This window comes from Amycolatopsis lurida (genome assembly GCF_900105055.1).
Taxonomy (GTDB): domain Bacteria; phylum Actinomycetota; class Actinomycetes; order Mycobacteriales; family Pseudonocardiaceae; genus Amycolatopsis; species Amycolatopsis lurida.
The window spans coordinates 202,026-215,520 of sequence record NZ_FNTA01000003.1 but is presented as its reverse complement, the minus strand read 5'-3'; the positions used below and the strand labels follow the sequence as shown (position 1 = coordinate 215,520).

The following is a 13,495-nucleotide window of genomic DNA, read 5'->3' as shown; positions in this document are numbered from 1 at the left end:
CGTCAGTACCCGACGGTGAAATGCCGGTCCTGGCCCGGATTCTCGAGCTCGTCCACGACGGCGACCGCGAGATCCTCCGCCGATATCCCGGACGATCCGTCCTCCGCGGTGAGGATGGTCGTCGTTCCCCGTCGGTAACCCCCGGTCCTGACCCCGGGCTCGAGTATCGCGGGCGGACTGAGATACACCCAGTCGCCCGCGTGGGCCTCGCATGCCCGGAGTTGGCTCGTACTGGCGGAGGCGATGGTCCGCCACGCCGGCGGCACGAACGCCGGATCGTCGATCACCAGCCCGCCGGACGGCGACCGCAACGGTCCGGCGCCGCCGACGACCAGGACGCGAGTGCCCGCCGCGGCGTCGAGCAGGGCCGTGACCGTGGCGGCGACCGTGTCTTCGGCGCCGGGTGCGGGTCTCGTCGCGCCCACGACGGCATCGACTCCCCCGAATACCGCGCTCATGTGGCCGGTATCGGTGACGTCGCCGCGTACGACTTCCACGTCCGGATGCGGAACTGCCGGTGGAGTGCGGCGAAAGACGGCGGTGACGTGGTGTCCGCGGGAAACGGCCTCGGCGACGATTCGGGAACCCGCCATTCCCGACGCTCCGACGACGGCGATCTTCATCGGACAACGCCTTCCTGCTTGCTCTTCGGGGTGATCTGGCCTGCCACGATCGAGGCCAGGGCGAGCGCGAACCCGGCGAGCTGGATCGGTCCGAGCGACTGACCGAGCAGCACGGCGCCGAGCACCGCGGCGACCATCGGCGAGAGCAGGCCGAGGACCGCGACCGAGGTGACCGGCAAGGACGTGATGCCGCGGAACCAGAGGACGTAGGCGAGCAGACCGCCGATCGCTCCGAGCCAGAGGTAGCCAAGGGCCGCGTTCAGGTCGATCGCGGGCGGTGCGCCTTCGACCAGGAAGGTCACCGGCACCAGGAACAACCCGCCCGCGGTGAGCTGCCACGAGGCGAACGCGGTCGGCCCGACGTCAGCGGGGCGTCCCCATCGTTTGGTGAGCGTGACGCCGAGCGCCATGGTGCCCGCGCCGCCGAGTCCGGCGAGCACCCCGACGAGGTCGAAGCCCGCCGCGGGTCCGATCACCACCAAGCCGACACCCACGATCCCGACGATCCCCCAGGCGAACCGCCACGCGGAAGGGCTCTGGCGCAACACGGCCACGGCGAGGATCGCGACGAGCAGCGGCTGGGCGGCGCCGAGCGTGGCCGCGACTCCGCCTGGCAGCCGTTCGGCGGCGACGAACAGCAGGGGGAAGAACAACCCGATGTTGAGGACGCCGAGCGCTGCGGCCTTCAACCACCAGGTGCCGCGCGGAAGGGTACGGGTGATGGCGAGCACGATCAGGCCGGCGGGCAAGGCGCGCATGAGTCCCGCGAAAAGCGGATGTCCCGGCGGGAGGAGTTCGGTGGTGACCACGTAAGTCGTCCCCCAGACCATGGGGGCGAAGGCGGTCATCGCCGTCCCGGCGAGACCTGCGGCGAGCGGTGTGGTCGTCAGCGTTTTCACGCTTTCTAGCTTCGACCTCGACGATCGATGAGTCCAACACATGTTTGTCACTTGATCCATCGTGGTTCAAGATGGATCCATGGAGCTTCAGCAGATGCGGTACGTCGTGGCCGTGGCGGAGACGAACAGTTTCACGCGTGCCGCGCAACGGTGTCTCGTCGTGCAATCGGCGCTGAGCCACCAGATCGCGCGGCTGGAACGGGAACTCGGCGCGCGGCTGTTCGAGCGCACAAGCCGCCGGGTGCGGCTCACCACCGCCGGCGAGGCGTTCCTGCCCGCCGCCCGGCAATGCCTCGAGGCCGCCGAGCGGGCCGGATCGGAGGTCGCGGCGGCCGTCGGCGAGATCCGCGGGCGGCTCACCGTCGGCGTCATCCCGACCGTCGCGGCGGTCGACGTCCCGGCCGCCCTGCAGACCTTCCGCGGCCGGTATCCGCACGTCCGGATCGGGCTGCGGGTCGGGGCGAGCGGGCAGCTGGTGGAGCAGATCAAGGACGGTGCGATCGAGGTCGCGTTCCTCGGCCTCCCGGTGACCGACCGGCCGGACGGCGTGGCCACCTGCGAACTGGGCCGCGACGATCTGATCGCCGTGGTGGCTCCCGGGCACCCTCTCGCCGTCGAGTCCGAAGTGGACTTGAAGCGGCTCTCGTCGGAGGTGTTCGTCGACTTCCCCGCCGGATCCGCGGGACGCGCCCAGACGGATCAGGCCTTCGCCGCGGCGGGAGTGACCCGGGAGGTCGCCTTCGAGGTGACGGCCGCCGACTTCATGGCGCGGCTGATCCATCAGGGATTGGGGGTGGCGCTGCTGCCGTCGAAATTCGTGCCGAACCTGACCGACGTGGTCACCGTGCCGGTGCGGGACGCGCCCGCGCGGATCGAGCACCTCGTCTGGAACCGCTTCACGAGCACTCCGGCGGCGAAGGCCTTCCTGGAGATTCTGGGCGTCGTGAGCGAAACGGACCGCTAGCTCCCTGGGTGAGATTGGCCGCGGGCCGGTCCGTGAAGGCCACGTTAGCCCCATAGGCTTCCCTCGGCTCAGCCGAGAAACTCGACCTTCACACCTGCCGAGTACCTACTGCCGTTGGTCGGGCGCCGGTCAAGTCTCGTGAGTGGTAAGGACGGTTAGAACCGTCCCAACCACTCACGAGCCACGGGCGCTTACTTGCGGTCCGCCTTGATGATCTCGAAGAGGCTCGTCCACGAGCTACGCCCGTGGCCGGCGGCGATCGCCCGGTCGTAGTGCGACTTGACCGCCTCGGGCAAGGCCAAGTCGACCCCGGCGTCCCGGCTCGCCTGGACGATGTGGTCGGCCGTCGCGCCCATCATGGTCACGTTGGCGTCGTCGCCGGGGTGCTCGCCGTTCTCGATCTGTTCGACCGCGGCGTCCAGGTAGAAATCCATCATCGTGAAGTTGTCCTTGGCGTACGGAAGGAACTTCTGCGCGGGCACGCCTGCCGAGCGGACCAGCGCGCTCGCGTGCAGGAACACCGAAAGCGAGGTCAGGAAGATGTCCAGCTGCGCCTGGTAGAACAGCTGCGCCAGCCGGACGTCCTCACCGAGGAAGTCCGGTCGCCCGATCAGCGCCAGGGTTTCGCGGTGCTTCTCGAAGACGTCGGCCGGGCCGCTGTAGAAGACGTACGCCTCGTCCTTGCCCACCAGTTCGGCGGGCACCATCACGCCACCGGCGATGAACTGCCCGCCCCTGGCCTTGACCCAGTCCGCGGCTTCGCGGGTCTTCTCCGGGGTGTCCGAGCTGAGGTTGACGATCACCTTGCCCGCCAAGGCATCCTCGGCCTTGCCAAGGATGTCGTACATCGCGGCGTAGTCGGTGAGGCTCAGCAGCACCAGATCCGACGCCGCAACCGCGTCCGCGGGGGTCGCGGCGCGCACCGCACCCGCGGCGACGACGTCGTCCGCACGGGCGGCGGTGCGGTTCCAGACGGTCACTCCGTGGCCGTTCTCCAGGAGCACCCGGACCATGGCCTGTCCCATCGGGCCGAGCCCGATCAGTGTGATCATTGTGTTTTCCTTTACTTTTTGAGGAGTTCGATGACGCCGATCAGGTCTTCGGCGCTGCGGCCGTCGGCGACTCGCCGGTCCATCAGCGACTGGAGCGGCGTGAGCAACTCGGCGCTGATGCCCTGGTCCTTGGCCGCCTGCGCCAGATTCGGGTAGGCGGCCGCCTGCATCCCGATGTTCGACACGACGTCGGTCACGTAGTCGCCGTCGTCGATCTGCTCGGCGGAGCGCTCCAGGAAGCCGCTCATCGCGTCGATCCACGCTCGGAGCAGCGGCGCGAATTCCCGCGCCTTGACCCCGGCCGAGCCGACGAGCGCGTACGCCTGGATGACGCCGATGAAGTACCCGTACATCCCGCTGAGCAGCGCGATGTCGTGCAGCGGTGCCAGCCCCGGGTCCGCGCCGAGGTAGTTGGCGCCGCCGAAGGTGTCGAGCGCGGTGCGTGCCCGGCCGAAGACCGTGCCCGAGCCGCTGTAGAAGATGAACGCCGCCGGGGTGCCGATCATCGGCGGGACGGCCATGATCCCGCCGTCCAGGTACTCCGCGCCCAGTTCTTCGGCCCAAGCACCCATTTCGCGCGCTTGGCCGGGGGTGCCGTTGGTCAGGTTGATCAGCTGCCGGCCCGCGAGCTCGGCGGCCACCGGGTCGAGGACCTCGTGCACCGAGTCGTAGTCGAGCAGGCAGGCGATCACGATCTGGTTCGCCGCGAGGGCCTCCGAGACGGTCGAAGCGACCGAAGCTCCCTTCGCCGCCACCGCTTCGGCGCGGCCCGCGGTCCTGTTCCACACCGTGACCGGATGGCCCGCGGCCAGTAGTGCCTCTGTGAGCGCGGTTCCCATCGCGCCCAGCCCCAGTACCGTCACCGGGGTCTTGCCGTGTTCGCTCATGGGACCACCGTGACGCGGGCCGCGCACGGATCGCTGCGGGTCCGCGCACGGCCTCGCGCACGATCCTGTCGGTGGTCCGCGCTAACGTCGGTTTCGTGCGATTCGGAGTGCTGGGACCACTCGCCGTGTGGACGACCGCGGGCGAGCCCGTCGTCGTACCCGAGGCGAAGGTCCGCCTCCTGCTCGCGGGGCTGCTCAGCCGCGACGGCAGGGCGGCGTCGGTGTCGTCGTTGACCGACGACCTGTGGGGCGAGCATCCGCCGGGCAATCCGGGCAACACCCTGCAGACGAAGGTCTCCCAGCTGCGTCGCGCGCTGGAGCGCGCCGAGCCCGGCGCGCGGGAACTCGTGACGCACCAGCCGGCCGGGTATGTCCTCGCCGTCGAGCCGGGCGACCTGGACGTCCATCGGTTCCGCGCGCTCACCGCCCGTGCCCGTGACGCCGTCGACCCGCGCGCCCGTGCCGCTTTGCTGGCGGATGCGCTGGCGTTGTGGCGAGGGCCCGCGTACGCCGGATTCGAGGACGAGCCGTTCGCCGTCGCCGCCGCTCAGCGGCTGGAGGAGGAAAGGCTGCTCGCCGAGGAGGAGCGAGCAGAAGCCCGGCTGGCGCTCGGCGAACACGGCGTCCTCACCGGGGAGCTGGCCGGGCTCGTCTCGCGCCATCCGCTCCGGGAACGGCTCCGCGGCCTGCTGATGCGTGCCCTGTACGCGGCCGGACGGCACAGCGAAGCTCTCGAAGCCTACGCCGAACTGCGTGTCCGCCTGCGTGACGAATCCGGTCTCGAACCGGGCCCGGAGCTCGCGGCGTTGCACCAGGCGATCCTCACCCGCAGTCCGGATCTCGAGCCGGTCCGGGCCGCCCGGCCGGTGCGCGGGAATCTGCCGGAGGCGTTGACCGAACTGATCGGCCGCACGACAGCGGTCAAGGAGGTCGTGGCGCTCGTCACCGACGCGCGGCTGGTCACCCTGACCGGGCCCGGCGGTGTGGGCAAGACCAGGCTCGCCATCGAGGCCGCGTCGAAGCTTCAGATGGGCGATGGCACCTGGCTCGTCGAGCTCGCGGGTCTGGACAACGTCGAGTGCCCGACGTGCCCGCCCGAGGATCTCGTCGCCGTCGTCCTGGCGGCCGTACTGGATCTCCGGGAGGACGCGACGTCGACCGGAACGCTGACCCAGTCGCTGGCCGATGCCTTGCGGGACAAGGAGATCCTGCTCGTACTGGACAACTGCGAACAGATCGTCGAACCGGTCGCCGCGCTGGTGGAAAGGCTGCTCGCGACGGCGCCCCGGCTCCGCGTCCTCGCCACCAGCCAGGAGCCGCTCGGGTTGCCTGGAGAGAACGTCTGGGCGGTGCCGCCGCTGGAGCTGCCCGAGCTGCCGGATTTCGCCGCCGTGCGGGAGTCGAGCGCCGTCCGGCTGTTCGCCGCCCGCGCCGCGGCGGCCGCGCCGGGGTTCGCGCTCGACGCGGAGAACGCGGCCGTGGTCGCCCGGATCTGCCGCACTCTCGACGGTATCCCGCTGGCGCTCGAACTCGCCGCCACCCGGGTCCGGACACTGGGTGTGCACGAACTCTTCGCCCGCCTCGACGACCGCTTCGCCCTGCTGTCCTCGGGCAGGCGAGGCGGGCCGCGTCGCCAGCAGACGCTCCGAGCGATGATCGACTGGAGCTGGAGCCTGTTGAGCGAGCCCGAACAGATCGTGCTGCGCAGGCTCGCCGTCCACGCCGAGGGCTGCGGGCTCGACGCGGCGGAGTCGGTCTGCGCCGGCGGCGAGATCGCCGCCGGCGATGTGCTGGACCTCGTGTCGCGGCTCGTCGACAGGTCGCTGGTGGTCAGCAGGCCTGGCACGTCGGGGGCACCGCGGTTCCGGCTGCTGGAGTCCGTATCGGCATTCGCCTTGGACCACGCCGAGCAGACGGGTGAACTCGACGACCTGTACTTGCGGCACGCCCGTTTCCACGTCGAGCTGGCCGAACGCGGGGACACGGGCCTGCGCGGGAGAGAGCAGCGGCGCTGGCTCGACAGGTTGGACGCCGAAGGAGCCAACATCCGGCGCGCGCTGGAAACACTGCTGCGGCAAGGAGAACATCGGCTCGCGTTGCGGCTGGTGAACGCGACGGCCTGGTTCTGGTTCCTCCGCGGACGGCTCACCGAGGCCAAGCGCTCGCTGGATCTCGTGCTCGGCACCGAGGCCGCCACCGGAGACGAGTACGCGCAGGCGCTCGGCTGGCGAACCGGGATCGCCGTGCTCGACGGCACCGCCACGGAAGGCGCGGCGGAAGAGACCGTATGGGGCATCACCGATCCCCTCGTGCGGGCGCGAACATTGTGGTTCCTCGGCTACGCGTGGTCCACGGTCGGCGACCTGTGCCGGGCGGAGAAGCTCACCCTCGGCGCGTTGGATACCGCCCGCGACCTAGGTGACGACTGGAGCGCCGCCGCCGCGCTGAGCGACAGGGCTGCCCACCTGATCGCCGGGGGCGACCTCACCGGAGGCGGCCGCATCGCCGCGCAGAGCGCCGCCGTCTTCGACGGGCTCGGCGAACGCTGGGGCTGGTTGCAGGCCTCGTTCGTCATCGGCATGCTGGCTTCGATCGCCGGGGACTACGACCACGCCGCCCGCGTCCATCGGGAAAGCCTTCGCCGCGCGGAGGAATTGGAGCTGTGGCCGGAGGTTTCCTACAAACTGTCGTGGCTGGGCCGGACCGCGCTGCTCACAGGTGACTTCGAAGAAGCGAAGGAGTTCCACGAACGGGCCAGGACGCTGGCCGTGGAGCACAGTTTCAAACCCGGTGAGGTCTACGCCGAGACAGGGCTCGCACTCGGCGCCCGACGGCAGGGGCTATTCGAAGAGGCGGAGCAGCGGCTGCTGTCCATATTGGACTGGCATCGCCGGGTGGAGTCCGAAGCGGGCAGCACGCTGATCCTGGCGGAGCTCGGGTTCATCGCCGAGCAACGCGGAGACGCCGTGGCGGCGAAGCGGCTCCACCTGGACGGTCTCGCGATCGCCCGGCACAGCGAGGATCCCCGCGCGATCGCCCTCGGCCTCGAAGGCCTGGCCGGCGCGGAGGCGGCCGACGGCTCGTATCACCTGGCCGCGCGGCTGCTCGGCGCCGCCGCGGCCTCGCGGCGCTCGGTGGGCGCTCCCCTGCCGAAAGCCGAACGCGTCGACGTCGACAGGATCACCGACATGATCGTCGCGGCGATCGGAGAAACCGCATTCTCGGCGGAGAGTCAGGCGGGTGAGGTGACGCCGATCGATCGATTGGTGACGGACAGTCAGTGATCACGTACCCGTATCACCACAATGGACCAGGCCTTACTTCACGTCAGCAACAAACAGTGATTTCTTCCTGTCGTCCGAGCGTCGTGACCGGTAGCGTGCGTATCCATGCGGGTGAGGTGGGGGGCTCCCGGCGGGCCCAGGGTGACAATGCCGTGGCGAGCGGCTCCGAAGGCGGCACTGACCAGTCCCCTGACGTTGATCATCGCCGCGGTGACCACCTTGCTGGCGTGTTTCCTCGGAACCGCGGCCGTCCTGCAGGCCTCGGCCGCGGGTGGCGCGGCCGTGACGTATCAGTCCGGCATGGTGTGCCCGGACTATTACGGGCCGGTTTTCAGCAAGGACAACGTGCCCGCAGCGGTGGCTCCGCAGGTCGTCGACTCGGTCCGCCGGAACGCCCCGGCGCACGGCTTCTCCGCGCCGGTCACCTCCCGCTACACGCCGTACCTCTTCGGCACCGAGTTCAACGGTGACCCCAACTACAAGGTCGTTCTCGCCCATCGTGACCAGGCCACGCAGGGCCATCTCGACGTGGCGAGCGGATCCGCGGGCGCCGGTTTCCTGCTCGGCACCGTCGTCGCCGGAGCGGAGAACATCAAGGTAGGGGCCACTCCGAGCATCAAGGGCACCCCGATTCCTCCGGTGACCGGGCTGTACCGCGACCTTCCCGACCCGGCGCCGCGCTGGTGGTGCTCGCAGCAGCGGAACGCCGTCGTCAGCAGGCTCGCCAACGATCCGCTCGACTCGGTCATGTTCGCCCACGACGGCAAGACCTTCGACGACACCGTCCGCGCGCTGGGCATCCCGACGATCAAGACGCTGCACATGTCGTTCTACGAGGCTCCGCCCAAGACGGTGAGCGAAGCCGAAGACCTGCAGGAACGTTCGAAGGCCCTCATCGCCGCGGTCAAGGCGGATCTGGGCTCCCGCGGCCTCGGTGACGCGATCGTCGGGTCGCTGCCGTTCGAGCGCTCGGTCGAGATCAGCAAGCAGGCGGAATCGAACGTCCTGATCTCGATCCTGCCGCTCGCGGCCATCAGCATTCTCGTCGGCTGCGCGGGGATCGGCACCGTCGCGTTGCAGTGGTACCAGCGGCGGCACCCGCAGCTGAGACTGCTGTCCGCGCGGGGCAGCGGCCCCGGGGCGCTGGGGCTGCTCGCGGTCGCCGAACTCGGGCTTCCGATCGTCGCCGGTGGCGCGGCGGGCGCTGTGCTCGCCCGGTTGTTGCTCGGGCTTTACGGACCACCAGGTGAACTGGACGACGGCGCGACGTTCTGGGGATCGCTGGTCGCGGCCGCGATCCTGCTCATCTCCCTCGCGCTGCTCGCCGGGGTGATCTCCGTCCGGACCCATCGGGAGTTCGAGCTCGGGCGCGTCCGCTCCGGAGGGCGCAAGAAGGTGAAGTTCCTGGCCTTCTTCCCGTGGGAACTGCTCACCGCAGGTGTCGCCCTGCTCGGCTGGAACCGGCTCGTCGACTACAGCAAGGGTTCGCGGATCGGCAATCCGCTCCCCCAGGTCGACCCGCTCGCCCTCACGTATCCGGTGTTCGTCGTGCTCACGGTCGGGCTCGTCGCCGCACGACTGGCCTGGCTCGCCCTGCACGCGTCGCATCGCGCCCGGCTGTGGTCCCGGCCCGCGTTGCAGCTGGCGATCCGGCGGCTCGCCAGCGCCCGCGCACCGGTCACCGGTGTACTCGTGATCGGCACGCTCGCCATCGGGACCCTGGCCACCGGCATCGGTATCGCGCGCGGTCAGGAAGAGGCCCTGCAGACGAAGTCCGCCATCTTCGTCGGGGCCGAGACCAGGGTCGACACCGAAAGCGTCGTCGGCACCGGGAAGGTCACGCTGCCCGCCTCGGTCAGCGGCAGCACCACGATCGTCGGCGAGCTGACCGGCACCGGCAATGTCGTGCTGGTCGTGGACCCGCGAACCTTCAGGCAGGCCGCCACGCTCGGTCCGCTCGACGGCGCCGAGGTCGACCGGCTGCTGAGCGGTCTGTCGGGTCAGGGCGCCGGTGTCCCGGCCATCCGGATCGGACACGACGCCGCCCAGAAGACCACGCTGCCCGCCGGTCTCGCCGATGCCGAGGCGATCGGCGAACTGCCGATGTTCCCGATCATCGGCACCAAGGCCGGTTACGTGATCTCGCGGGAATCGCTCACCGAGGCGCAGTTGCGCACCGTGCCCAAGTGGAGCGTGCTCTCCAGCTCGTCGATGACGCAGGTGACTGAAGCGCTGGCCTCCGTGGGGGTGGTGACGGCGGTCAACCGCGTCACCCGTGAGTCCGCGCTCGACGCGCTCCCGTTCTACGTGGTGTCGTGGACGTTCTCGTTCATGGCCCTGCTCGGGGCCGTGCTCGGCGTGGTGGCAGTGCTGTCGCTGCTGGTCGCGGTCGAGGTCCGACGGCGCCAGAACGCGCTGGCCGGCGCTCTGGTGCTGCGGATGGGTATGCGGCCGCGTGCCCTGCTGGCGAGTCATCTGATGGAACTGGGGACCCTGAGCGGGCTCGCCGTGGTCATCGGTGTCGTATGCGGTGTCTCGGTCGCGGGGCTTTCGGTGCCGCGGTTCGATCCGGCGACGTTCCTCCCGCCGCAGTCCGCGCTGCCCGACCCGACCCCGCTCGCCCTGACCGTGCTCGCCGTCGGTGTGCTCGTCGTGGCGCTGGCGGGCTGGATCGCGATGCGCTCGGTGCGCACCGCCCGGACCGCGGAGTTGATCCGTGCCTGAGAAACCGATCTTCCGGCTGCGCGGGATCGGCGTCGACTACCAGACGCCGGCGGGCACGGTCACCGGCGTCGAAGACGTCACCTTCGACATCCCGGCGCGCGGGATCACCGTGCTGGCGGGGCCGTCCGGCTCCGGCAAGTCCACCCTGCTGCGGACGCTCGGCCTCTTCGAGCAGCCCGTGCGGGGCACGATCTCCTTCCAGGGCAGCGAAACCGGCAAACTGCGGCATCGTGACCGGCGGGCGCTGCGGCGAAACCATCTCGGCCTGGTGTTCCAGAACCCGACCGACAACCTGCTCGCGTATCTGAGCGTCGCGGACAATCTGCGCGCGGCGGCGGAATCGGCCGGGACCGAATGCCTTCCCGACGACATCCTCGAGCAGCTGGGACTCGGCGGGACCGGCAGCTGGCGGATTTCCGCGCTGTCGGGCGGGCAACAGCAGCGTCTCGCCTTCGGCTGCACCCTGGCCCGCCGCTCGACCGTCGTACTCGCCGACGAGCCGACGTCCCAATTGGACGAAGGCTCCGCCGACCGCGTGCTCGACACCCTGAGGTACCTGGCGGATCAGGATTTCGCCGTCATCGTCGCCTCGCACGACGGCCGGCTCATCGAACTCGGCAGCCGGGTCGCGCGGATGCACAAGGGCAGACTGGAAGAAGTCGAAGAACGGGAGGTCGTGCCGTGATGGCGGAACCCGCCCTCGAGGCCGTCGGGTTGCGCCGCCGGTTCCCCCATCCCAGCGGGGACGTCGAAGTCCTGCGCGGGCTCGAACTGCGGGTGGCCGCGGGCGAACTGGTCACCGTGTCCGGCCGGTCGGGTTCCGGCAAGAGCGCCCTGCTGGCACTGCTGTGCGGTTTCGACTCGCCCGATTCCGGCAGTGTCCTGCTGGACGGCGTCCCGATAGCGGGTGCGCCGCCGTGGCACACCTGCGCGGTCCTGCCGCAGGCGCTCGGCCTCGCGAACGAGCTGACCATCGCGGAGAACGTGGCGCTGCCGCTGCGGCTCCGGTCCGACGTCCCCAAACCCAGCGCGAAAGACATCCACGCGCGGGTTTCGGAGCTGCTGGAGGAACTCGGGATCGGCGATCTCGGCGACCGCTATCCGCTCGAGGTCTCGTTCGGGCAGCAGCAACGAGTCGCGCTCGCCAGGGCGGTCAGTGGGCGTCCCCGCGTCCTGCTCACCGACGAGCCGACGGCGCATCTGGACGCCGGGAGCACGCCGCGGGTGCTTCGGCTGCTGCGGCGCTGCGCCGAGGAGGGTGCCGCGGTCATCGTGGCGACGCACGACGACGAGGTACACCGGATCGCGGACCGGCGGGTTCGACTGCTGGACGGCGTCCTTTCCTGACTCGTGAGTGGTGAGGACGGTTCTAACCGTCCTAGCCACTCACGAGACGCGCCAAGACACCTCAGGGAGCGACCGGTCCAGCCTTCCCGTACAGGCCGTTCCCCGCCCAGTTCACGAGATCGTGCGAAGGCCGCGAAGGCGGAACAGGCACGAAGTTCGCGGCGTCGTCGACACTTCCGGTGCCGTCGTACTTCGCTTGCAGCGGGTACGGGAACACCGGCCGCGTGCGGAAGACCTTGCCGTCGGCGTCGCGGCCGGTGGCGATCGTCCGGTCCGGCGCGGTTCCGCGCTCGACCCAGGAGACGAGTTCCTTCAGCGGGTCGTACTCGGTCAGCTTGTCACCGGTCGCGCAGTGGTACAGCGCGGGCACCATGAACAGCCTCGCCCAGTCCCGCGTCGCGGCGGGGCCGCCGTTGGCGCGGGTGAGCCGCTCGTAGTAGTCGATGCTGCCCGCGGCGGGGATCGCCTGGTCCGCCCAGCCGTGCCAAATCACGAGTTTCCCGCCCGCACGCCGGAACTCGCGCAGGTCCGGAGCCATCGCGTTGGAGCGGACGCCTTCCGGGGTCAGTCTGTCGAATTCACGAGCGGTGAAAGCGAACTTCTCGACCGAAGAATGCGGTGTCCCGATCGGGTACGCCATGTACTTCAGGTAGTTGTCCGCGAGCGCGTGCGCGAACGGAATCCCGCCGGTTTCCGGGGACGGGATGATCCAGCCGTACCAGGAGAGTTCGGAGCCGACGGTCTGGCCGCCCGGGTACAGCTTGCGGCCGTGTTCGTCGGTCGGCGGCGCGTAGATCTTCTTGGTGGCTCCGACCTGCGCGGCGGTGAGACAGCCCGCGTGGTCGGTGCCCGGCGGGCAGGCGATGGTGGCCGGGTCGAAGCGGCAGGTACGCGGATCGTCGATGGCACCGTCGCCGAGCCCGTCGGACTTGTCGCAAGAGGACAGTGCGGCGGCGTGCAGGGCCGGGAGTTTGTCCTCGGTCAGGACCGGCTTGCCGTCGGCGCCGGTATTCACCTTGGCGAGCCAGGTCTGGTAGACGCCGAGCAGCGGCCCCCAGTACCCGGCGGGCGCGCCGGCGACGATGCCGTCGAAGTCGTGGGGATAGCGCTGCGCGAGCAGAAGCGCCTCGCGACCACCGTCGGAGCAGCCGCTGAAGTACGACTTCTTCGGCGGAGCACCGTAGAAGTGCGTGATCAGGCGCTTGGACGCCTTCGAGACCACATGCGGCGCCCGGAACGCGAAGTCGTCGCGCGCGGCCTGGTCGTTCTCGGCCCACTTGCCGTCATCGACGACCGCGGGGGTCTTGCCGACGTGACCGTCATCGGTGGCCGCGACCGCGACGTCACCGCCGTGCGGGAAGCCGCAATCGGCGAACGGAGGCGTGTTGACCACCCCGCAGAATCCGCCGCAGCCAAACTGCAGGTACCGGCCCGCGTAAGTCTTGGTCGGCAGCCGCAGCTGGAACCGCACCGCGGGTTCGACGTGGCCGCGGACGTCGCAGTTCTCCGGTTCGGTCGCCGTCGCCGGTACCACGGTCGCGGTCTCGACGTGCGTGACCGCGCCGGGGATGTCATAGGTCCGCACCAGGTCGGCGCAGGAGCGCACCGGGCGGAGCGTCGTTTCGCCGGCGGTGGCCGCCGGCGCCGTGAGTATCGAGCCTGCCGTGATGAGCGCCGCCACGCCGAGCATGGACAACCGCCGCATGTCCCCACCC

10 protein-coding genes are annotated in these 13,495 nt (G+C 70.0%); 5 read left to right on the top strand and 5 right to left on the bottom strand.

All coding sequences use genetic code 11. The annotated features are described in order from the left end of the window. Positions 1-2: 2 nt before the first annotated feature. Both BLW75_RS03340 and BLW75_RS03335 read right to left on the bottom strand, forming a co-directional pair. Positions 3-623, bottom strand: coding sequence for an NAD(P)-dependent oxidoreductase (locus tag BLW75_RS03340; protein WP_034318484.1), 621 nt, complete (start codon positions 621-623; stop codon positions 3-5). Continuing rightward, complete coding sequence (locus BLW75_RS03335) at positions 620-1,522, bottom strand: EamA family transporter (protein WP_198935804.1); 903 nt, start codon at positions 1,520-1,522, stop codon at positions 620-622. Before BLW75_RS03335 ends, BLW75_RS03340 begins: the two co-directional genes overlap by 4 nt. A gap of 79 nt (positions 1,523-1,601) precedes the next feature. Here BLW75_RS03335 and BLW75_RS03330 point away from each other — a divergent pair, with 79 nt between their 5' ends. Beyond that, positions 1,602-2,486: a LysR family transcriptional regulator gene (locus BLW75_RS03330; RefSeq protein ID WP_034318487.1), complete on the top strand. Its 885-nt coding sequence runs from the start codon at positions 1,602-1,604 to the stop codon at positions 2,484-2,486. Between the two features lie 191 nt (positions 2,487-2,677). Here the strand turns inward: BLW75_RS03330 and BLW75_RS03325 are convergent, their stop codons facing one another. Further along, the gene (locus BLW75_RS03325) at positions 2,678-3,538 is read right to left on the bottom strand and encodes an NAD(P)-dependent oxidoreductase (protein WP_034318490.1); all 861 of its coding nucleotides are present in this window, start codon (positions 3,536-3,538) and stop codon (positions 2,678-2,680) included. An 11-nt stretch (positions 3,539-3,549) separates the two neighbouring features. Then, positions 3,550-4,425, bottom strand: a complete 876-nt coding sequence (locus tag BLW75_RS03320; RefSeq protein ID WP_034318493.1) for an NAD(P)-dependent oxidoreductase — start codon at positions 4,423-4,425, stop codon at positions 3,550-3,552. Positions 4,426-4,520: 95 nt separating this feature from the next. Between BLW75_RS03320 and BLW75_RS03315 the strand changes: the two genes are divergently transcribed. The 4 genes from BLW75_RS03315 (at position 4,521) to BLW75_RS03300 (ending at position 11,780) form a co-directional block, all read left to right on the top strand. Then, a complete protein-coding gene (locus tag BLW75_RS03315; RefSeq protein ID WP_034318698.1) occupies positions 4,521-7,709 on the top strand; it encodes an AfsR/SARP family transcriptional regulator in 3,189 nt (1,062 codons plus the stop codon). Positions 7,710-7,856: 147 nt separating this feature from the next. After that, a complete protein-coding gene (locus BLW75_RS03310) occupies positions 7,857-10,433 on the top strand; it encodes an FtsX-like permease family protein (RefSeq protein WP_091596679.1) in 2,577 nt (858 codons plus the stop codon). Further along, positions 10,426-11,118, top strand: a complete 693-nt coding sequence (locus tag BLW75_RS03305) for an ABC transporter ATP-binding protein (RefSeq protein WP_034318499.1) — start codon at positions 10,426-10,428, stop codon at positions 11,116-11,118. The genes BLW75_RS03310 and BLW75_RS03305 overlap by 8 nt, the downstream gene beginning before the upstream one ends. After that, entirely contained in the window at positions 11,118-11,780 is a 663-nt protein-coding gene (locus tag BLW75_RS03300) for an ABC transporter ATP-binding protein (RefSeq protein WP_034318501.1), read from the top strand. Before BLW75_RS03305 ends, BLW75_RS03300 begins: the two co-directional genes overlap by 1 nt. A 61-nt stretch (positions 11,781-11,841) precedes the next feature. Here the strand turns inward: BLW75_RS03300 and BLW75_RS03295 are convergent, their stop codons facing one another. Beyond that, positions 11,842-13,485 carry a tannase/feruloyl esterase family alpha/beta hydrolase gene (locus BLW75_RS03295; RefSeq protein WP_034318504.1) on the bottom strand — a complete coding sequence of 548 codons (1,644 nt, stop codon included), beginning with the start codon at positions 13,483-13,485 and terminating at the stop codon, positions 11,842-11,844. Positions 13,486-13,495: the final 10 nt, after the last annotated feature.